Origin of the sequence: Aliibacillus thermotolerans (genome assembly GCF_027853235.1) — a bacterium.
GTDB lineage: Bacteria > Bacillota > Bacilli > Bacillales > Marinococcaceae > Aliibacillus > Aliibacillus thermotolerans.
Genome location: NZ_WKJG01000024.1, coordinates 18,664 through 39,187 on the forward strand (window position 1 = coordinate 18,664; position 20,524 = coordinate 39,187).

The 20,524-nt window shown below is 41.2% G+C and carries 20 protein-coding genes and 1 tRNA gene; 1 reads left to right on the plus strand and 20 read right to left on the minus strand.

Going from position 1 to position 20,524, the window contains the following annotated elements; translation table 11 throughout:
- Positions 1-203 precede the first annotated feature (203 nt).
- The 20 genes from GJS40_RS02090 to ispE form a co-directional block, all read right to left on the minus strand.
- Positions 204-280 (minus strand) — tRNA-Met (locus GJS40_RS02090).
- Positions 281-479: 199 nt separating this feature from the next.
- Entirely contained in the window at positions 480-887 is a 408-nt protein-coding gene (locus tag GJS40_RS02095) for a S1 domain-containing RNA-binding protein (RefSeq protein ID WP_270895756.1), read from the minus strand.
- A 151-nt stretch (positions 888-1,038) separates the two neighbouring features.
- A complete protein-coding gene (locus GJS40_RS02100; protein WP_270895758.1) occupies positions 1,039-1,416 on the minus strand; it encodes an FtsB family cell division protein in 378 nt (125 codons plus the stop codon).
- Positions 1,413-2,003: a spore cortex biosynthesis protein YabQ gene (gene yabQ / locus GJS40_RS02105; protein ID WP_270895760.1), complete on the minus strand. Its 591-nt coding sequence runs from the start codon at positions 2,001-2,003 to the stop codon at positions 1,413-1,415. The genes GJS40_RS02100 and yabQ overlap by 4 nt, the downstream gene beginning before the upstream one ends.
- Positions 2,000-2,296, minus strand: coding sequence for a sporulation protein YabP (gene yabP, locus GJS40_RS02110; RefSeq protein ID WP_270895762.1), 297 nt, complete (start codon positions 2,294-2,296; stop codon positions 2,000-2,002). The genes yabQ and yabP overlap by 4 nt, the downstream gene beginning before the upstream one ends.
- A 96-nt stretch (positions 2,297-2,392) precedes the next feature.
- Positions 2,393-2,650, minus strand: a complete 258-nt coding sequence (locus GJS40_RS02115) for an RNA-binding S4 domain-containing protein (protein WP_270895764.1) — start codon at positions 2,648-2,650, stop codon at positions 2,393-2,395.
- Positions 2,637-4,127 (minus strand): bifunctional methyltransferase/pyrophosphohydrolase YabN, encoded by a 1,491-nt coding sequence (yabN, locus tag GJS40_RS02120; RefSeq protein WP_270895765.1) that lies wholly within the window; start codon positions 4,125-4,127, stop codon positions 2,637-2,639. The genes GJS40_RS02115 and yabN overlap by 14 nt, the downstream gene beginning before the upstream one ends.
- A gap of 7 nt (positions 4,128-4,134) precedes the next feature.
- On the minus strand, positions 4,135-5,733 hold the full coding sequence (locus GJS40_RS02125) for a putative polysaccharide biosynthesis protein (protein WP_270895767.1): 1,599 nt from the start codon (positions 5,731-5,733) through the stop codon (positions 4,135-4,137).
- A 106-nt stretch (positions 5,734-5,839) separates the two neighbouring features.
- Positions 5,840-6,379: a stage V sporulation protein T gene (gene spoVT, locus GJS40_RS02130; RefSeq protein WP_270895824.1), complete on the minus strand. Its 540-nt coding sequence runs from the start codon at positions 6,377-6,379 to the stop codon at positions 5,840-5,842.
- 152 nt (positions 6,380-6,531) lie between these two features.
- Entirely contained in the window at positions 6,532-10,089 is a 3,558-nt protein-coding gene (gene mfd / locus GJS40_RS02135; RefSeq protein WP_270895769.1) for a transcription-repair coupling factor, read from the minus strand.
- A gap of 544 nt (positions 10,090-10,633) precedes the next feature.
- On the minus strand, positions 10,634-10,867 hold the full coding sequence (locus GJS40_RS02140; protein WP_270895770.1) for an anti-sigma-F factor Fin family protein: 234 nt from the start codon (positions 10,865-10,867) through the stop codon (positions 10,634-10,636).
- Between the two features lie 67 nt (positions 10,868-10,934).
- On the minus strand, positions 10,935-11,489 hold the full coding sequence (pth, locus tag GJS40_RS02145) for an aminoacyl-tRNA hydrolase (RefSeq protein ID WP_270895772.1): 555 nt from the start codon (positions 11,487-11,489) through the stop codon (positions 10,935-10,937).
- Positions 11,490-11,633: 144 nt separating this feature from the next.
- Complete coding sequence (locus GJS40_RS02150) at positions 11,634-12,275, minus strand: 50S ribosomal protein L25/general stress protein Ctc (protein ID WP_270895773.1); 642 nt, start codon at positions 12,273-12,275, stop codon at positions 11,634-11,636.
- A gap of 141 nt (positions 12,276-12,416) precedes the next feature.
- A complete protein-coding gene (locus GJS40_RS02155; protein WP_270895775.1) occupies positions 12,417-13,841 on the minus strand; it encodes an NAD-dependent succinate-semialdehyde dehydrogenase in 1,425 nt (474 codons plus the stop codon).
- Positions 13,842-14,001: 160 nt separating this feature from the next.
- Complete coding sequence (locus GJS40_RS02160) at positions 14,002-14,952, minus strand: ribose-phosphate diphosphokinase (protein ID WP_270895777.1); 951 nt, start codon at positions 14,950-14,952, stop codon at positions 14,002-14,004.
- 34 nt (positions 14,953-14,986) lie between these two features.
- Entirely contained in the window at positions 14,987-16,351 is a 1,365-nt protein-coding gene (gene glmU, locus GJS40_RS02165) for a bifunctional UDP-N-acetylglucosamine diphosphorylase/glucosamine-1-phosphate N-acetyltransferase GlmU (RefSeq protein ID WP_270895779.1), read from the minus strand.
- Between the two features lie 126 nt (positions 16,352-16,477).
- On the minus strand, positions 16,478-16,768 hold the full coding sequence (gene spoVG, locus GJS40_RS02170) for a septation regulator SpoVG (protein ID WP_270895781.1): 291 nt from the start codon (positions 16,766-16,768) through the stop codon (positions 16,478-16,480).
- 153 nt (positions 16,769-16,921) lie between these two features.
- Positions 16,922-17,296, minus strand: a complete 375-nt coding sequence (locus GJS40_RS02175) for a RidA family protein (protein WP_270895782.1) — start codon at positions 17,294-17,296, stop codon at positions 16,922-16,924.
- Positions 17,274-18,134: a pur operon repressor gene (purR, locus tag GJS40_RS02180; RefSeq protein ID WP_270895784.1), complete on the minus strand. Its 861-nt coding sequence runs from the start codon at positions 18,132-18,134 to the stop codon at positions 17,274-17,276. The genes GJS40_RS02175 and purR overlap by 23 nt, the downstream gene beginning before the upstream one ends.
- A gap of 194 nt (positions 18,135-18,328) precedes the next feature.
- Positions 18,329-19,192 (minus strand): 4-(cytidine 5'-diphospho)-2-C-methyl-D-erythritol kinase, encoded by an 864-nt coding sequence (gene ispE, locus GJS40_RS02185; RefSeq protein WP_270895786.1) that lies wholly within the window; start codon positions 19,190-19,192, stop codon positions 18,329-18,331.
- Positions 19,193-20,323: 1,131 nt separating this feature from the next.
- Between ispE and GJS40_RS02190 the strand changes: the two genes are divergently transcribed.
- Positions 20,324-20,458 (plus strand): hypothetical protein, encoded by a 135-nt coding sequence (locus GJS40_RS02190; RefSeq protein ID WP_270895787.1) that lies wholly within the window; start codon positions 20,324-20,326, stop codon positions 20,456-20,458.
- Positions 20,459-20,524 lie beyond the last annotated feature (66 nt).

The window sequence follows — 20,524 nt, forward strand, 5'->3', positions numbered from 1 at the left end:
TAGGGTAAAAGGAAGATGCCGCAAAGGTTTGCCGGAAATAGAAAGGGAAGGAAGAACAGAACTATACAAATGACTACAATTCGAAAATAGGGAATTTTAGAAAAAATAGTAAAAGAAATGAGAGAATTGTGACATCCTCTCTCATGGGGAAGGGAAAAAACTCTGAACCGGTATTCCAGTCCAGAGTGGGTAACATATATGTATGGTAGCGGCGGAGGGAATCGAACCCCCGACCTCACGGGTATGAACCGTACGCTCTAGCCAGCTGAGCTACGCCGCCCTATGTAAACAACAAAATTTATTATACAAAGAAAACTTCATATCGTCAACACTCTATTTTGCACACTTGTCAGAGCAGCAATCCTCTCCGTTATTCCCCATGACGACGTTTGTAGGCCGTTTCCAAACAGAAAAGGATCAGACGGTGTTGTCTAGATCCTTTTCCCATTTTCCTTGTATGAAGAGCCTGCAGCAAGCTGCTATCTTCTAGAACGTCCACCTCGACGGGCATCCGTTTGTTTCCGTAATGAAGCAAGGCGTTCCTCACTATCCTTCATAAAACGGCTCATTTTCTCTTCAAAAGATAATTCTCGCTGAGGTTTTCCGCCGCCGCGTCGACCACCTTTGGAACGATCCCTAGAACGTTTTTCAACTTCATTTGCTCTGCGGATGGATAAGCCGATTTTCCCATCGTCTTCTACTTTTAACACCTTCACAGTTACTTCGTCGCCGACCGTTAAAAATTGATGAATGTCTTCCACATATTTGTCAGCTATTTCACTAATATGAACGAGTCCTGTTTTCCCATCCGGCAGCTCTACAAATGCTCCAAAATTGGTAATGCCTGTAACCTTCCCTTGCAACTTGCTGCCTACTTCGATTGCCATTTAAAAAAAGATCCTCCTTGTATTTTCATTAAAAGCGAGAGATCGTTCAAAGGTGTTCTTTCTGTTCTTCGTTTAAAAATGAACAAACTTTCGAACAATCCCATTTGAATGACACTCGTATTACTATTATACTTGAACAAGAAAAAATGTGTCAATCGGAGGATTTTTCAGGAACACGGAATAATGTCTCGCCTGGTTTCGTTAAGTAGTAATCTTTTCGTGCAATGTCCGCTATGTAATTTAAATCGTTATAATTCTCTATATCTTGTTCCAAACGAGCTTGTTCCGCCTGTAAAGCCTCTAATTGTTCCTGTAAAGCAGCCTGTTCTTCGTTAATGGAATGAAGCGTCATCGTTTGAGAAACGAGGGTGACCGTAAAAATAGCCGCTAAGATCACCCCAATTGAACCAAGAACTATCAGGCGCCGGAAAAGCCCTCGCCGCCGTTTTTCCATCATGCGTTCTTCCTGTTCCTTTGCTTGGATATACGACTCGTGAATCTGTGTTACTTTTTTCTTATTTGCAATCAACGCCCATCCCTCCGATTTTTAAATGCCCATTCTTTCATTTTGAATGCCAATATGCGGACATGTTTCTCAACTGACGGTGGAACGACTAGTCGAATGAGTGGCTTTAATAGTACGTACAATCCTTTGAGTAAAAATAATAGACCATTTCCTATAAAAGTGAAAACACGAATGATGATTGTAACCATTATCATAACGAAGCTCGTGAATAGTTTCAATACAAATCGGAATGGTTGTATTATGAACAACCGTATCATGGAAACGACAAAACGCCTAATCGCCTGGCAAATCGATATGATGCTTTCCATGATTCGTAAAAAAGAAACCCGTCCCCACCGATAATAAAGAAAGAAGCCGAAAAGCAACGCAAGGAATATATAAAAGCGAAGTTCTCCTTCATTGACGCGCCATAATACATAAAAGACAACTACCGATTGAACGATCCAAAACAACAGATCAAAGAGCGCCCGCAGCCAAAACGATTGCAAGAGTCGCACGAGCAAACGATGATACACATCGATTTGGATTCCGACCATCATCCCCGTCGCAACCATCGCAAACATCGTTTGAAATTGCACGGAAAGACTCACTTAAACAACTTCCCTAAGAACCCTTTAGAAGAGTTACTCGTTTGATCGACATATACCAGGTCGTCCACTTTCCCTTCAATAGAAACGACACCTTCATGTAAATCTAAATTTTTCATGTGTAACTGATGCCCTCTCACCGACAAAAACCCAAGGGTTGTTTCTAATAGAAACTCTTCATTGTCAAAACTTTCTACTTCTTTCACGCCAGTGATTTCCAATGTCTTCCGATTTTTCATCACAATGTCGTGGGATACTTGTCCGCGTTGGAGCGTCGGGTCTTCTTTAAAAGACATACTATCCTCTCCCTTTATTGCTTCCTGTATCCCAACTATATGCTTGCCCTATGAAAAATAGTATGAAAAAGTTGCTCGTCTTTTCCGACAGAAAAACTAAGACAAAGATTCTTCTTTTCGTACGGTATACATGGACTCCGCATCTTCTTTTTTCGTCGAATCTTTTAGTTCCGTCACTTCGATCGTTAACACTTTATTTCCGAATTGAATGGATACTTCATCTCCTACTTTCACTTCCGTTCCGGCTTTTGCCTTCTGACCGTTAATTTGAATTCTTCCTAGGGATGCCACTTCTTTTGCCAATGTCCTTCTTTTAATTAACCGTGAAACTTTTAAAAATTTATCTATTCTCATCTCTGTTGCCTCCATTTTCTAACCCTTTTGCCTCTTCCCACAAGGCGTCCATTTGTGCAAGCGTCATTTGTTCCAACGAATCCCCACGCTTCTTCGCTTCCGTTTCGATATACGCAAATCTTTCTTCAAACTTTCGATTTGTCATATGAAGGGCTTCTTCCGGATGAATGCGATAAAAACGACCGAGATTGACGAGGGCAAATAACACGTCGCCAAATTCTTTTTTCATCGCTTCTTCTGCTCTGTTTTTCGTTTCTTTTTGAAATTCTTTTAGTTCTTCCTTTACTTTCTCCCAAACCGGCTCTATTTCCTTCCAATCAAAACCAACTTTTGCTGCTTGTTTTTGTAATTCATAAGCCCGCATGATAGGAGAGATAGAAGACGAGACCGAAGAAAGGAGAGAAGTTTCGGCTTTTTTCTCTTCTTGTTTGATTTGTTCCCAATTTATCGCAACATCCTCTGCCGTCTCGGCTTTTTTGTTTCCAAAGACGTGCGGATGGCGCCGAATCATTTTTTCTGTTAATGTTTCGATGACATCGTAAATATTAAAATAGCCGTTTTCTTCTCCAATTTCCGCATGAAGCATGACTTGTAATAACACATCCCCCAGTTCTTCTTGGAGGTGTTCATCATCTTCTCGATCAATCGCATCAATGACTTCGTACGTTTCTTCGATTAAATATTTTTTTAATGTATGGTGGGTTTGTTCCCGGTCCCACGGGCAACCTTCTGGGCTTCGTAACGTATGAATAACATCTTTCAAGGTAGAAAACTCATGATACAACAACTCTTTTTCTGTCACAGGAGGAACATACAGTGCCGTTACATTGTCCACCGTTATTTCCCGATCTAATTCGTACAGTTTCAATCGTTTCAACTGCTCGTTTGCTCCTCCTGCCTGGGTGACCAACGTCACTTCATAATCGTCGGGGTATTTTTCCATTAACGTCAGTTTCACCGATGAAGCAACTATTTGATCATACAATTGGCTAATAATGACGTGCTGGGTCATCACAATGTCTTTGCTTTGAAAAGCCGTGGCATCAAGTAATTGAAAACCGTCATTCGGATCGATGGAAAGAGCAGTAAAAATCGGATCAAGAAAGCTTTGTCCCCCTTCGATATGAAGCGTCAGTTCTTTTTTTCGTTCACGTTCTAAAAGCAATTGCACCGTTTGTTCCGCAACGAGAGGGTGACCGGGAACGGCATAATAAATGCGCCCTTCTTTTTTTGCCGCTTCCAATAGCTTTTTGACAATCGTTTCATACACTTTTTCAAACTGGTCGTAACTTTCATACAGAGAATCAAAACTTTGATACGTCACTCCCATTTGTTCTAATTCGGGAATGAGCGGGTGTTCTTTTGTTCGTAAAAACAAAGGTTTCGCCTGCTGTAACGTTTGATATACCCCATAAGGAAGTTGGTTCAAATCCCCTGCTCCCAGTCCGAGTACCGTAATGGTTGGTGTTGTCGTCATTTTTTCTTTACGACTCCTTTCTCCGTATGTATCGTTCCATTTGACTCAAAAGGGGAAGCCGAACTCGTTCTTCTTTCGTGAAAAGCGAAAACTGTATCGTAAACTGGAGAAACATCCAAGCACCTATACTTGCCACGACAAGAGAAATAATTGTCGCTCCAACTCTTCCATCAGGAACAATCCACTCGAGCAATGTTAGAAGGCCGTATACAAAGATCCCCATAAAAAACAAAGCTTTTCCCATTTTCCATAACCAACGAAGAGGAGGAAAGTCCATCCAATTTTTGTGATAAATCACATAGACGTTACTTCCTGCAGTGACTACGAAACCGATAACGGTCGCAATGGCGGCACCGACACCACCGGAGAGAGGAATGAATAGGGTATTCCCAACCGCTTTCACAAGTAAACCGAGCAAAAGAAAAAAAGCAGGCCGGACAAAATCATTGTGTCCTTGCATCACTGCGGAAGTCGTTGTAATCACACCGCTCGCAATGAGTGAGAATGCAAGGATGCGTATAAATATTGTTCCTTCCTTGTTTTCAAACAGCATCATATTTACCGGCTCCGCAATCAGGCACAGTCCGATGGCAGCAGCTGCCCCGATTAATAACGCTACCCGCACCGCCAAACCACCAAAGTAACGTGATCGAGCCATGTTATTCTCCGTGATTTCCCGATGAATGAGAGGAACAATCACCATGGCAAAAGTAGAAGCGATGACAGTTCCGAATTGCAGAAGTGGCTGTCCCCGATCAAACACTCCTTTTAACTCTTTTGCGTCCAGCGCCCCTAATCCGCTTGCTTGTAACAATCGGGGCAAAGTAAACGCGTCCACCATTTGATATAAAATAAACATCATGGACGTCATAGCAATGAGAAATCCTTGCACAAAAAGCGTCGTTGTCATTTCTCGAACGCGGTTTTTTACCCGCTGAAATGAGAGGGAGACAAATGAAGGTCGCGACCGAAACACGCGGTAACTTAAATAAAGAACCCCTGCCCCGCTCCCGAGAATCGAACCGAGCGCCGCTCCAATTCCAGCAGCATACGCATCTTTTCCGGCATATACAACGAAAGCCGCGAAAGATAAAATACAAGCAACTCGCACGAATTGCTCCGTTAAATGGGAAACAGCGGTAGAATGCATATCTCCAATTCCTTGAAAAAACCCCCGCATACTCGAAAAAAACGGGACAAATAAAAATACAACGGAAATAATTTGTAACGGTGTCGTAAGTTTTACATCTCCCATCCAATTTGCAATGATGGGAGCAGAAAAAAACAGGACAAAAAATAAAACAAAATGAAAAATACTCAACAACACAAAAGAAGCAAGAGCTGTTTCTAATGCCTCCTTGTCTCCGTTTTTTAACTCTGCTTCCGTCACCATTTTTGCAATGACGACAGGAAATCCGTACAGCGAAACGACCATCGCCGCACCGTAAAATGGATACACTTGTTGATAGACATAATACCCTAGATCCCCGGTCATATTTTGATAAGGAACACGATAAAGGGCACTCAGAACTTTCCCTATAAAAGTAGCAACGGTAACCAATAATACCCCGTTTAAGAAACGATTTCCCTTGCTCTTTTGCGTCATACGTCATTCTCCTTTTCCGTCCTCATTATATCAAAATATTGATATATTCGGGGAGAAAGGAAAAGACGCAATTGGCTTTTAACTTTTACCAATTGCGTCTTAAAGATTATTGTTCCATTTGTCGCGCTAAAAAGCTCGCTGCCGTTTCCAAGAGCTTGCCGGAGATTGCTTCATCTACTTTTCCTTCTTTCGCAATCATCACCACTGCCCCGATTGGATCACCATTTGCAATAATTGGTGCCACGGCGTATCCTTTCATCGTTTCTTCGTGGTCACTGACAAGATTGTACTCCCCTTTTATCGAGGTCACTTTCGTTTTACGTTCTTGAATCGCTTCTTCCACGACGCGGCCAATGCTTTTGTTTGCATATTCTTTCCGCGCACCGCCTGAAACAGCGATATACGTGTCGCGATCTGCGACAAGAATCGGATGGTGAAGAGTATCATATAAGGCCTCTGCATATTCTTTCGCAAAATCGCTTAACTCTGAGATAGGAGAGTATTTTTTCAAAATAACTTCTCCTTCTCGGTCCACAAAAATTTCTAAAGGATCTCCTTCACGGATACGCAACGTACGACGAATTTCTTTCGGTATCACTACCCTTCCTAGATCATCGATACGGCGCACAATGCCTGTTGCTTTCATCATGGAAGCGCCTCCTTTTCCTTTCGTTGTTGTAATTCTTGATGTATGCGAGGCAAATAAAAACTTTTTGCCTCTTTTTGTATTGTTTTTATTATCCACCAATGGAAAAGAACTATTCATGATTGAGAGAAAAGTTGGCATTTCTTTAAAATTTATCGATTGTTATGAAGTCTGCTCTTTTTTTCTTTTTTCATCTCTGGTATATGTTCGATAATATGGGACAGAACATCTAAAAAGCGCCGAGTTTGTAAGCGGGTGTGATGAATTGCCAACTTCATCTTCCCACCGCTTGTACCAATTCCGACTTGCCGTGCATCTTTTCCGAGTTGGTCAATGACTTGAACCAATTTCGCTCCATCCGTTTGAGCGCTCGTCTCTTCTCCTAACAGAATCGTCGTTTTCTTCCCTTCTTGCACGATGGATTCCACTCCATACTGCTCAGCTAACAATTTGATTTTTGTTAAAGTAAATAAATCTGCGGTTTCTTGTGGAAATTCACCGAAACGATCAATCATTTCATCTTGTAAATCTTCTAGATCCGACATCGTTTCTAAACCTTTGAATCGTTTATACATTTCAATTTTTTGTTTAGAGTCACGGATGTATGATTCCGGAATGTACGCATCTACCGGTACTTCTAATTCGACGCTCACTTTTTTCTCTTCTTTCTCTCGGATTCCTTTTCGTTCTTCGATTGCTTCTTTTAACATTTGGGAGTATAAATCAAAACCAACGGAATCAATAAATCCATGTTGCTCAGCTCCAAGAAGATTTCCCGCTCCTCGAATCGATAAATCGCGCATCGCAATTTTAAATCCTGAGCCGAGCTCGGTAAATTCTTTAATCGCTTGCAGTCGCTTTTCCGCCACTTCCGTCAACACTTTATCTCGTTGGTACGTAAAATAAGCGTAGGCAATTCGATTGGAACGACCTACTCGACCACGGATTTGATACAGTTGAGAAAGTCCCATTTGATCTGCGTTGTAAATGATGAGTGTATTTACATTCGGGATGTCGACTCCTGTCTCAATAATCGTTGTCGTCACTAACACGTCTTTTTCCCCTTCTAAGAAATCAAGCATGACCGCTTCTAGTTCTTGCTCATTCATTTGTCCGTGCGCATAAGTTACTTCCGCATCCGGAACGACTGATTGAATCTGTTCTGCCATGCGACTAATATCTTCCACACGGTTATATAAAAAGTACACTTGTCCTCCGCGGGAAATTTCACGTTCAATCGCCTCTTTTACTAATTGGAGATTGTACTCCATCACATACGTTTGCACAGGAAAACGATTCTCAGGTGGCGTTTCAATTAAAGACAAGTCGCGCACCCCGATCATCGACATGTGTAACGTTCGAGGAATTGGTGTCGCTGTAAGGGTTAACACATCCACGTTCGCTTTCATTTTTTTTATTTTTTCTTTATGGGTCACACCAAAACGTTGTTCTTCATCGACGACAAGTAAACCTAAATCTTTAAAAACAACATCTTTGGATAATAAACGATGGGTTCCAATCACTAAATCAATTCCTCCGGTTTTTAAGCTACGGATTGTTTCTGCCTGTTCTTTTCTGGTGCGAAATCGACTTAATAAACCGATATTGATTGGATAATCGCGGAATCGTTCAGCAATCGTATCATAATGTTGTTGCGCTAAAATGGTCGTAGGAACAAGCATGGCAACTTGTTTTCCGTCTAAAATCGCTTTAAACATGGCACGAATTGCGACCTCCGTTTTACCGTAACCGACATCCCCACAAAGCAGTCGATCCATGGGACGGTCTCTTTCCATATCTCGTTTAATTTCTTCAATAGCTTTTAACTGATCTTCAGTCTCTTGATAAGGAAAAGTCGCTGCAAATGCTTTCTCTTCCGCTTCATGATTGGAAAAAGCGTAACCTTTGGAAGCTTCCCGTTCCGCATACAATTTAATTAAATCATCGGCGATATCTTGTACGGAAGATTCTACTTTTCTTTTCACTCTCTTCCATTCATTTCCGCCTAGCTTATAAATTTTCGGAGTCGTCTCTTCTGAAGCGACATATTTTTGCACTTGGTCAATTTGTTCGACAGGGACGTACAATTTATCATTGCCGGCATACTGAATATGCAAATAATCTTTATGGACCCCATTTACTTCTAACGTTTGCATGCCTAAATATTTTCCAATCCCATGGTTGACGTGCACCACTAAATCGCCGACTTGTAATTCAGAGTAACTTTTAATTCTTTCTGCGTTAGATAACGTTTGTTTACGTCGTCTTCTTTTTACTTTTTTCGTAAAAATCTCTTGTTCTGTAATGACGACTAATCGTTCGTCCGGAAGTTCGAAACCACTATTTAACTGTCCTTCTACAATGGAAGGGCGTCCAGTGGACAACTCTCCATCTTTTGGAATCATGTCCGCTTCGATACGATAATCGTGTAACACATTTTGTAGACGTTCAGCCCGCTCTTGGTCAGAAGCAACAAAGACAATTTTATATTTTCCTTTCTGCCAACGTCCTACTTCTTTTTGAAGAACAGGCATTTGACCGTGAAATTGTTGCATCGCTTTACACGTCACATTAGCAATGTTTTCCAGTTGCATGGAAGAGAATTTTTTTATAAAGAGAGAAAAATAGACACGGCTCCCCTCAAAATACGTCATTAACCGCTCACTATGAAGAGACATCGAAAGATCCGTTGGAATATCTCCTCGTTCCACAGTAGCAACCATCCATTCGGCTTCTTCCTTATCTAATCTTTCCGCCATTTCTTGCACTCTCGTTACTTCATCGATAAACAAAACAAATTTGTCAGAAAAATAAGATAAAATGGTGACCGGATTTTCATAAAATAATTGCACATATTTGTATATAGAATCAAACCGATGTTGCTCTTTTAATTCTTCAATTTCAAAAGTAATATTTTCTCTTAATTGTTCTTTCAGTTCTTTCTTTTTTACTTTTTTCAACGTATTCGCTAATGCTTCTTCTAATTGTTCGCTTGCTCGATCAAAATGTTCTTTATAAAGTATCAGCTCAGAAGCCGGGCCAAAGGTGACTTCTTGAACGGGATCCAGTGAACGTTGGTCTTCTACTTGGAAATAACGAATCGAGTCAATTTCCGTATCAAACAACTCTATCCGAAGCGGATGTGCTTCGGTTAAAGGATAAATATCAACAATGCCACCACGGATGCTATATTCCCCAGGCGCAGATACCATGTCACTACGAACGTAACCGAGCGAATTGACTTGTTTTATAAACTCGTCTAAATCAATGTCGTCTCCATTCTTAAGCGTTATTTGAGCAGCTTTCCAAAGATGAACGGGCGGCAATAATCTTCTAAGTCCTGCTACAGGCACGATCACGACTCCGCTAAAATCATCCCGTGTTAACTGATTTAATACCTCCACTCGATCCGCTCTCATTTCCGGACTTGCTATCGCAATTTCTGACGCAATTAATTCATTTACGGGGTAAATATAAACGTCTTCATCAATCATATCAACGAGATCGTCGTACATTTTTTGTGCTTGGTATAAAGTATGCGTCACGATGACAACTGGTCGTGAAAGGGATGATTTCGTTAATGAGATAAAAAAAGACCGAGCCGAACCACTTAACCCAGTAACAAGTTGTTCCTTCAGCCCTTTTTTCATCCCTTCGACCACTGCCTTCAAGTGATCATTTTTGGCAAGGGCTTGCTCTATACCCTTCATGTATATGTTCCTCCTTCAATTCTTTCCGTCAACTGCTTAAAAACTTTCATCTTATAAATAACAACTTATGAAAAAAGACAATTTCCATGCCTTCTATCGATATCTCTACTCGGTAACTCTTTTTACGATTTTAATGGAAAAAGGGACCGATCCACTTTCTTTATATCAAGGGATCCGTCCTTCACTTTTCATTTTATAAACCATGTTTTCCTATAGTGATAAGAAGTGTTGGATGGATTGCGTGAATGTATCTCGAATTCGCGTGCAGCGATCGCTTTGACTTCTACTGTTTGACTTGTGCAAGTCAGGTCAGATAAAGGAAGGAAAAACTGCTTGTTAAAAAGGACGTCGCCTAAACCCCCTCACGTACTGCGCGTAACACAGAGGTCCATACGTCCTGCACCTGCGATTACTCGGTGCAAAAAGAGTCATTGAAGTATCTCCAAATAGATTTTGTGTAAGTCAGAACGTGACAGAAGTCAAAAAGCGACTTCTGACCCCGTTCTTCCACCGCCTTCGCGCCTAAGCGGTTGCTTCAGCTTTTCTAGTGAATCCAGCGGTCTTGGGCGAACAAGTCTGGATTTTTTTCTAGGGCTTCTTCGCAATATTCACACGTTATTCGGATATGAACGTCTCCATCAGAACCGTAATGAATCATTCGTTGTTGTTCTTCATCGGTTAATTGGTCAAGGCCAAGTTTTGGGGAAACAAGCCATTCTTCCTCTTCTAACATACCAATTGAATTCCCGCAATGTCTACAATAATAACGTATTGCCATTTGAATCTCCTTTTTCCGACTATTTTTTTATTAGTATGAGCTGGAAAAAAAGGAGATATACTACGTGTCAATTATATTTATTCATTACTTCATCAAAAGAAACCGAGAGCCATTCCTCTGCTGCACGGGCCGAGCGCTCAATCACGTCTTGCATCACGGTTTGTTCTTGACGTGAAAATGTACCTAACACGTGTTGTATGACAGAATTCCCATTCTTTGGACGACCGATGCCAATCCGAATTCGTTTAAAATCTTTCGTCCCAAGATGATCAATGATCGATCGAAGTCCATTATGTCCTCCGTGACCGCCTTTTAGTCGAAGGCGAAGGGTCCCTGGTTCCAAATCTAAATCGTCGTAAATGACTAGTAAATCTTCATGAGAAATATGGTAATAAGATAAAAAAGGGCGAATGGCTTCTCCGGATAAATTCATAAACGTTAAAGGTTTTAAAAGAAAAACTTTTTCTTCTCCTACGCCTGTCGATGCAACCATTCCCCATTTTTCTTTTTTCCACGAAAGGCCAAGCTGATGACATAATTGGTCCACTACTTCAAACCCGATATTATGGCGCGTTCTTTCGTATTTTTTTCCTGGATTCCCTAATCCTGCTATGACTTTCACTACTGCATCTCCCTTCCGCTTTCCTCTCTATATTTAAGGAGAAGAAATGAGAAATAACGCAGACAGCTCCACTGTCTGCGTTTTCACTCATTATTTACCCGCTCAAAAAGGCATAACCAAATGATTGGTTATACCTTTTTAGGCTTATTCTTCTTCTTTTTCCTCTTCTTTGTCTTCTGCACCAACTAACTCGGGCTCAGCGACTTCCTCTGTTTCTTCTGTTGTATCATGTTGTTCTGGAGGAAGTACAGTAACAATGGTTTCTTCTGGTTCATTCATGATTGTGTACTTAGAATTTTCCGGAAGATCCCCTACTTGAACAACGTCTCCGATATTCAAGTCCGAAATATCAACCTTAATTTCTTCTGGGAATTCTGCTGGTAATGCCCGAACGGTGAGTGTATAAAGAAGGTGAGATACGATTCCACCATCTCTTTCACCCGGTGCGTCACCAACCAGTGTGACATTTACTTCTGATTCCATTTCTGATTTCATATCTACTTCATAGAAATCAGCATGAATAAGCTCGTCCTTTATGTTGTCCACTTGTAAATCATGAACAATGACTTGATGTTTTTTGTCTGTTCCTTCAATGTTTAAATCAATAATTCCATTTCTACCTACTTCACGGAGTGTTTTAATTAACTCAATGCTTGGAACAGCGACAGTAGTGCTTTCCGTTTCTTTTCCGTATAGAACAGCAGGTACGTAACCTTCTTTACGCAATTTTTTCGATACAGATTTTTTTAAATCCGGACGTGGTTTTGCTTCTAACACGTGTGCCATGATTGATTCACCTCAATATTTTATCAACGTTCTCTTTTTTATTTGCGATAACGTGTCCGTCTATCGTTCATACAATTTCGTCCACCATGAAACAAAATTTTATCACTTATTCCTAATCAAATCAAGTCTCACCACTTGATGCTAGCGGTTAAATCTTACCGAGACCAATTTTGTTTCTAAATATTCTTCTAACCCGTAAAAACTTCCTTCTTTACCTAGACCGCTCTCTTTAACGCCTCCGAAAGGTGCTTGGACAAGAAACGGAGCAGGATCATTGACTCCAACCATTCCGTATTCTAAACGCTCCGACACCCGGTACATCCGCCCGAGATCATTGGTATAGAAATAAGAAGCAAGTCCGTAATTCGTGTTATTCGCTTTCTCAATCACTTCTTCTTCGGTCGTAAAGCGAATTAATGGAATGACCGGGCCAAATGTTTCTTCATTGACAACTTTCATGTCTTCTTTAATATCCGTTAAAATCGTTGGTGCATAAAAGTGGCCATTGTCATATTCTTCCCCGGTGAGTCTTTCACCACCGTGAAGAACACTCGCGCCTTTATTGACCGCATCGACTACTTGATCATGGACTTTATTTAAACCTTCGCTATTGACAAGCGGACCAACATTTGTGTCTTTCTCAAGCCCGTTTCCTACTTTTAAAGCAGCTACTTTCTCTTTTAATTGAGCGGAGACTTCGTCAAAAATGGAGTCATGAACGTAAATTCGGTTTGCACATACACATTGCTGACCACTGGAAGCGAATTTACTTTTCATGATGCCATCAATGGCAAGATCAATATCTGCATCTTCAAATACGATAAACGGTGCATGGCCGCCCAATTCCATTGAAACTTTTTTCACCGTATCAGCAGATTGTCGGATTAATAGTTTACCAACTTCTGTGGAACCAGTGAAAGTAATTTTTCGGACGTCACCGCTTTCCATAAAAACTCTGGCAATTTCTTCTGCTTCCCCTAACACTAAGTTCACAACCCCATTTGGCAAGCCTACTTCGTCGAACACTTTAAATAGTTCCATGGAAGATAACGGTGCTTCTGGTGCTGGTTTTAAAATAATCGTACAACCAGCGGCAAGTGCTGGGGCAAATTTTCTTGCTGCCATCGATAATGGGAAGTTCCACGGGGTAATCGCACCAACTACTCCTATCGGCTGTTTTACCGTTGTCAAGCGTTGCTGCGGGTGAGAAGAAGGAATCGTTTCTCCATAGACTCTGCGTGCTTCTTCAGCATACCAATTGAAGTAATCGACCGTTTGTTTCACTTCTCCTTTTGCGTAAGGAAGGGCTTTCCCCATTTCTTTCGTAATCAGTTCGGCAAATTCATTTCTTCTTTCTTTTATTTTGTCGGCAATCGCACGCAAGTACTTCGCTCGTTTTTCCGCTGGCAGTTGAGACCATTCGTCAAACGCGCTCTTCGCTGCTTGGACGGCACTTTCTGTTTCTTTCTTCCCTACAAGAAATACTTCCCCTACTTTCTCGTTTGTAGCAGGATTATTTACTTGTAACGTTTTCTCTGTTTGTAACCATTCTCCGTTAATGTACATCTTTCTATTCCCCTTTCCATTCATCGACAAGATGACCCCTCTTGATTTGTTCACCATCAACAAAAAAGAGGGGCGTGACATTCTATATGAGCTGAAAAAGACGGATAACACTGCAATCCATGGAACATCATACATATGATTTTATGTAATAGAAAAGATTTTACTCAAACAAAGTACTGACGGATGTCTGTTCATGGACGCGAATAATGGCTTCTGCGATGAGCGGGGCTAACGATAACTGCGTAATTTTACCAATATGTTTTTCTTCCGGTAATACGATTGTATTCGTTACCGCAAGCTCTTTAATGTTTGAATTCTCAATCCGTTCAATCGCTGGTCCGGAGAGAACAGGATGGGTACAACAAGCATAGACTTCTTTTGCACCTCTTTCAACCAAAGCATCTGCAGCAAGCGTCATCGTACCTGCAGTATCAATGATATCATCGACGATAATCGCTGTTTTTCCTTCCACATCTCCAATAATATTCATCACTTCAGAAACATTTGGACGGGGACGTCGTTTATCAATAATCGCAATCGGTGCTTTTAAGCGATCTGCCATTTTTCGCGCCCGAATCACTCCTCCATGGTCCGGGGAGACGACGACGATATCATCAATGTCTTTATCTTGAAAATGCTTCGATAAAATTGGTTCTGCCAGTAGCTGATCGACAGGAATATCAAAAAATCCTTGAATTTGTGTGGCGTGTAAATCCACGGTGATCACACGAGTTGCTCCCGCGGTCTCGAGTAGATTCGCAACTAATTTTGCCGTAATTGGTTCCCGAGAACGTGCTTTGCGATCTTGACGGGCGTAACCATAATACGGAAGTACGACGTTAATATTGCGGGCAGACGCTCGTTTCACCGCATCAATCATAATTAATAATTCCATTAAATGTTCATTCGCCGGTTCCGATGTGGATTGGACTAAAAACACATCACAACCGCGAATGCTTTCTTCAATTCTTACTTGAACTTCTCCGTCGCTAAATCTAGTAACAGAGCTTTTCCCCATTTCCACGCCGATGTTTTTTGTCACTTCGTGGGCTAATTCTGGGTTTGAGTTAAGAGTGAACACTTTTAAATATGGGTCATCATAAGTTGGCATGCTATTCCCTCCGCATTCATATTAAAAATTCTTTTTACTTTTTCTTGTTAACGTAACCTTCCTTGTTCGTTTGCCGGGCGCGTGCAATGGATAACGATTCTTTCGGTACATCTTCCGTAATAGTAGAACCGGCTGCAATATAAGCTCCTTCTCCAATCGTGACAGGAGCGATTAAATTAGAGTTACACCCAATAAATGCGCCATCTTCAATTTTCGTTAAATGTTTATTTACCCCGTCATAATTCACTGTAATCGTACCACAGCCAATGTTAACATCTTTTCCTACTTCTGTGTCTCCTATGTAACTTAAATGAGAGGCTTTACTTCCTGTGCCAAATGTCGATTTTTTCACTTCAACAAAGTTACCGATTCTCACTTTGTCCTCGATCAAAGACTCCGGACGAATGTGAGCATATGGGCCAATACGAACCTGATTCCCAACTTTACTATTGACAACGACGGATTGTTTAATTTCTGTTCCATGACCGATGACACTATCGGTAAGCTCTGTATGTGGCCCAATAACAGCTTTTTCTCCAATCTGTACCGTACCTTTCATCACAACACCCGGGTAAATAACGGTATCTTGTCCAATCACCACATCCGTAGAAAGATATGTATGATCCGGATCAATAATCGTAACCCCTTGTCTCATCCAATATTCATTTAATCGCTGTTGTAATGCCTTTTCTGCTTTCGCTAAAGCAACGCGATCGTTTACACCTATTGTCTCAGAAAAATCAGGTGTCTTCCATGCAGAAATTGTTTCTCCCCGATCTTTTAAAATTTCAATGACGTCAGGTAAATAATATTCTCCTTGAGCGTTGTCATTACCGACTTTATGTAGCACTTCAAATAAAACTTCATTGTCAAAACAATACGTACCGGTATTAATTTCTTGCACGAGGCGCTCTTCTTCTGTTGCATCTTTTTGTTCGACAATTTTTTTCACGTGGCCGTTGATGTCACGAATAATCCGACCGTATCCTTCCGGCTGTTCTGTATGCGCTGTCAGTATCGTCGCTCGGGCATTTGTTTTTTCATGGTGATCCATCAGCTGTTGAATCGTTTCCGCACGAATTAAAGGAGTGTCTCCACATAAGACGACAGTCATTCCTTTTTTATCTTTCAGTATCGGTTCTGCTTGTAGCACTGCATGACCTGTCCCCAGTTGTTCTTTTTGTAGAACATAAGAAACCCGATTTCCTAAATGTTCTTTCACTGCCTCTGCCCCGTGACCAATCACCGTAATCACTTCGTCCATTTGAGCTTTTTCCACTTGGGCTACGACATGCTCCACCATCGGCTTCCCGCCTACTAGATGAAGTACTTTATATAAGTTCGATTTCATTCGCTTTCCTTGTCCTGCCGCTAAAATGACTGCATAACGACTATTCATCATCCGTCCCCCAAACGTCCAGTTTTCCCTTTCGAATATATCCTAAAACCCTTATGATTTCAAGAACCCAAAAAAATAGACGGTCATTACGACCGTCATGTTTGTAAGTATCTATTTTGTTAAAATTTATGCACCTGCTTCCTCGTAAGCAGAATTTTCTTTTTCGCCTTGTCTGTGGTATTCTCCCAACACGGCCGTTTGAATTTTTTCCCGTGTCTCGGAGGAAATAGGGTGGGCGATGTCTCTAAATTCTCCATCAGGTGTTCTTTTGCTTGGCATAGCTACAAATAAGCCATTGTTTCCATCAATCACGCGAATATCGTGAACGACAAACTCCTCATCAATTGTAATTGAAGCGATGGCTCGCATACGCCCTTCCGTATTCACCCGACGAAGTCTTACGTCAGTTACTTCCATTTCTTCACCACCTTCTACCAATTAAAAATAGTTCTGTCATACATTTCTACAAGAGAAGAAAAATTCCTTCTTAAAATCTAAATATTTTAAAATTAAAAAGAGCTTGTGATAGATATTCTCCATCTATCCAAGCTCTTCCTGCTGAAAATCAATTTATTTTACTAGAGCGATGACTTCTATTTCTACCAAAACATCTTTTGGTAGGCGTGCTACTTCTACACAAGAGCGAGCAGGTTGGTGTTCATGAAAATATTGTCCATACACGTCATTCATGGCTGGAAAATCTTCCATATTTTTTAAAAAAACAGTTGTTTTCACCACCGTATCCAGCGAAGCGTTTGCTTCTGCCAAAACCGCTTGTAGATTTTGAAACACTTGGTGGGTCTGCTTTTTAATATCCCCTTCCACTAATTCACCCTCGGCAGTAAGGGGGATTTGCCCGGAGCTATAAAACATATTGTTTACAATGATCCCTTGTGAATACGGCCCAATGGCCTCCGGTGCTTTATTCGTATGAACGCTTTTCATCGTAACTCACCTCTTTTAATTGATGAAGAACATTTCCTGGTCCTGCTTGCACTCGTTTTTCTTTTTCATTGACTTCTTCTAAACGAGCAATCGACACATAATCATCGACGAGCCGTTCTTCCACATCTTCCGCTTCCACGAGAACTCCAATTCCCACTACTTCCGCTTGGAATTCTTTTAATAAATTAATCATTCCTCGGGCGGTTCCCCCTGCTTTCATAAAGTCATCGACAATCAACACTCGACTTCCTTCTTGTAAACTTCTTCGTGCAAGCGACATCGTTTGAATCCGTTTCGTCGATCCAGAGACGTAGTTAATGCTCACCATCGAACCTTCCGTCACCCGGTGGTCGCGGCGGACGATACTAACCGGTACATGTAGATGAGAAGCAACAGCATAAGCTAAAGTAATTCCTTTTGTCGCAACCGTTAGCACAGCGTCAATTTCTTGTTTCGCAAACACGGATGCAAATAAACGGCCCACATGATTCATCCATTGTGGACTCCCTAAAATATCCATCATGTATAAATATCCACCCGGGAGTAGTCGTTCTTTGTTTTCTAACATCCGACACAAATCTTCCACCAGTTGGACACTTTCTTCTTCCCCTGCCATTGGAATATATTTTACCCCACCACTCGCTCCAGCAATCGTTAAAAGATAACCAATTCCTTCGGATGCAAATATTTCTTTCACAATCGTCAAATCTTCACTAATGGAAGATTTAGCCGCTTGATATCTTTCGGAAAAGAAACTGAGAGAGATGAGCTGATGAGGGTGTTTCAATAGATAATGCGTCATATCTACAAGACGCTCGCTTCTTTTTAATTTTTTCATACACGCCTCCATAAAATCCGAATATTATAACTGAAATATATCATTTTTGTACGGATTTTATCAAGCGATAATAATTTCTTTTCATGTTCAGTAAAAAGTTCGACAACAATTATTTTAGCGGCGTACCTTTTGTAGTTGAGTAATCGCATCGGACTATTTCTAAGACGCTCTCTTTTTTGGCACGGAAAATGTACTTACTTTTTGATTTTATCGGTAATTAAGCGTACTGCATATACTTGGTCACAAAATCCTCTTAACGCGTTGTAGACTCGACGCACTCGAGATTCTTTTTGAACAAGACCAAATACCGTTGGACCACTGCCACTCATTAAAGCAGCATCTACCCCGGAAGAAATCATTCTTTCTTTAATTCTCCTCACTTCCGGATGAAGGGATAGAGTTACTTCTTCAAGAGCATTGTATAATGTGGCGCACATTTTATTATAATCACGTGCTGTTATTGCTTGAATCATTTTTTCCGTCGCTTCCGCTGGATGAAAGGATTGGATTCGCTGGTAAATATCTTTTGTAGACACACTAATTGGCGGCTTTGCTAAAATGACCCAACAAGGAGGAGGAGAAGAAATGGGTTGAATCTTCTCTCCCCGCCCCGTTGCCAAAGCAGTATTTCCATATACACAAAAGGGGACATCTGAGCCTAACGTGGCGCCCAAATGTGCAAGACGCTCTTTTGATAAACTTAGCTCCCATAATTGATTGAGCCCTTTTAACGTAGCGGCTGCATCGCTACTTCCACCAGCAAGACCAGCCGCGACAGGAATATGTTTATGTATATAAATAGAGGCCCCTTGTGTCGTACCTGTTTCCTTTTGTAGTAATAACGCCGCTTGATAAGCAAGATTTCTCTCATCTAGAGGCAACGAGCCACCAGAAATCTCCACAACAATCTTACCATCACTACGATGTTCAAAATCAAGCCGATCCGCAAGATCCACTTGCGTCATCACCATTTTCACTTCATGAAAACCATCATCCCGTTTGTGAAGGACATCCAAGGTTAAATTAATTTTGGCAGGAGCTTTCACTGAATACTTCACCATTCCATTCTCCTTACTTACATCCGACATACACTGTTTCATCATAACATTTTAGACGAAAACAAAAAAACTGTACAGACAGAAAAGCGGAGAAAGCCGGGTAGCCGCGATAAGCGATGGAGGAGCGGTGAAAGAAGCCTTTCTTTGGCTTCTTCAGCGATCCGAAGCGCTCGAGCGGCTGGCTTTCGGAGCTAGACAGGAGAAAAGCGGAGAAAGCCGGGTAGCCGCGATAAGCGATGGAGGAGCGGTGAAAGAAGCCGTTCTTTGGCTTCTTCAGCGATCCGAAGCGCTCGAGCGGCTGGCTTTCGGAGCTAGACAAAGAAAAGCGGAGGAATCCGTTTAGGTGCGAAGACGCTGGACTTGTACAGGATGTACTGACTTCTGCGTTGCAAACAAAATCTACCCTGCAATACTTCTATGTTTTTTTGCGCCGAGTAATCGCAGGCGCAGGACGTACGTTTCTTTAGCAGAAGTTCCTTAATCCTAAGCAACTGGATTCCAAGGCTAACACCAAAAAACGAAATGTAGAATGTCATACGACCACTCATTGAGTTTGATATGAAAAAATTGGTCGTATGAAATCATCATGCGACACTTATTTGTCCTTTCTTAGCAGTAATATGTCGCATGAGCAGTAAAATAAGCATTTTATCTCCTAATTATTTCCATTTTTTCTTTCATGCGACACTTCAATAGAACTTTTGAGAGAAAAGCGGTTCCATGAAAGGGTCATACGACATCTATTTTTCTTTCCGAGCAAAAATTGGTCGCATGAACCGAAAACTTAAGCATCAATCACCTAATGATTACCATTCGCCTCCTTCATACGACGCTTAAATTTTTATACAAAGAAAGCTTCCATTAACAATTCATGCGACACTTTTTCAAGATTCTTATGGAAATAGAAGGAGCTATCCAAAAAGTCATGATTGGTGACTTTTTGAACATTTTTTTGTTACCGCTTCATCAACGCCTCTTGGCCGAATCATGGCATGTTTCCAACACCAAATTGTTGATGGAAGTAAGTCATGGATAGTCATGCCATCGTTTCATCAAAGTATTGCTTGTGAAAGCAAGCCATGGATGGGTCATAACACTATTTCATACAAAAATAGCTAATGGAAGCAGGCCATGGATCGCTCATGCCACCGTTTCATTCAAAAATATTTGTGGAAACAAGCTATGAACGGTTCATGGCACCGTTTCGATCCAAATACCATTGTGAAAGCAATCCATGCACGATGTATGGCACCGATTCAGCGCTAAATAATTGTTGAAAGGACGCTCGATTTATTTTTCAGGACTTATTAGACAGCCTCATCTTTTTTTATT

What these genes read in the sequence shown, in the direction of transcription:
- purR (WP_270895784.1), bottom strand. Translation starts at nt 18,134, where the DNA reads ATGAAAAAATTAAAAAGAAGCGAGCGTCTTGTAGATATGACGCATTAT.
- GJS40_RS02140 (WP_270895770.1), bottom strand. Translation starts at nt 10,867, where the DNA reads ATGGCAATACGTTATTATTGTAGACATTGCGGGAATTCAATTGGTATG.
- GJS40_RS02095 (WP_270895756.1), bottom strand. Translation starts at nt 887, where the DNA reads ATGGCAATCGAAGTAGGCAGCAAGTTGCAAGGGAAGGTTACAGGCATT.
- GJS40_RS02175 (WP_270895782.1), bottom strand. Translation starts at nt 17,296, where the DNA reads ATGAAAAGCGTTCATACGAATAAAGCACCGGAGGCCATTGGGCCGTAT.
- spoVT (WP_270895824.1), bottom strand. Translation starts at nt 6,379, where the DNA reads ATGAAAGCAACAGGCATTGTGCGCCGTATCGATGATCTAGGAAGGGTA.
- yabP (WP_270895762.1), bottom strand. Translation starts at nt 2,296, where the DNA reads ATGTCTTTTAAAGAAGACCCGACGCTCCAACGCGGACAAGTATCCCAC.
- GJS40_RS02155 (WP_270895775.1), bottom strand. Translation starts at nt 13,841, where the DNA reads ATGTACATTAACGGAGAATGGTTACAAACAGAGAAAACGTTACAAGTA.
- spoVG (WP_270895781.1), bottom strand. Translation starts at nt 16,768, where the DNA reads ATGGAAGTAACTGACGTAAGACTTCGTCGGGTGAATACGGAAGGGCGT.
- yabN (WP_270895765.1), bottom strand. Translation starts at nt 4,127, where the DNA reads ATGACGACAACACCAACCATTACGGTACTCGGACTGGGAGCAGGGGAT.
- GJS40_RS02160 (WP_270895777.1), bottom strand. Translation starts at nt 14,952, where the DNA reads ATGCCAACTTATGATGACCCATATTTAAAAGTGTTCACTCTTAACTCA.
- GJS40_RS02115 (WP_270895764.1), bottom strand. Translation starts at nt 2,650, where the DNA reads ATGAGAATAGATAAATTTTTAAAAGTTTCACGGTTAATTAAAAGAAGG.
- GJS40_RS02125 (WP_270895767.1), bottom strand. Translation starts at nt 5,733, where the DNA reads ATGACGCAAAAGAGCAAGGGAAATCGTTTCTTAAACGGGGTATTATTG.
- GJS40_RS02190 (WP_270895787.1), top strand. Translation starts at nt 20,324, where the DNA reads ATGGATCGCTCATGCCACCGTTTCATTCAAAAATATTTGTGGAAACAA.
- glmU (WP_270895779.1), bottom strand. Translation starts at nt 16,351, where the DNA reads ATGAATAGTCGTTATGCAGTCATTTTAGCGGCAGGACAAGGAAAGCGA.
- mfd (WP_270895769.1), bottom strand. Translation starts at nt 10,089, where the DNA reads ATGAAGGGTATAGAGCAAGCCCTTGCCAAAAATGATCACTTGAAGGCA.
- GJS40_RS02150 (WP_270895773.1), bottom strand. Translation starts at nt 12,275, where the DNA reads ATGGCACACGTGTTAGAAGCAAAACCACGTCCGGATTTAAAAAAATCT.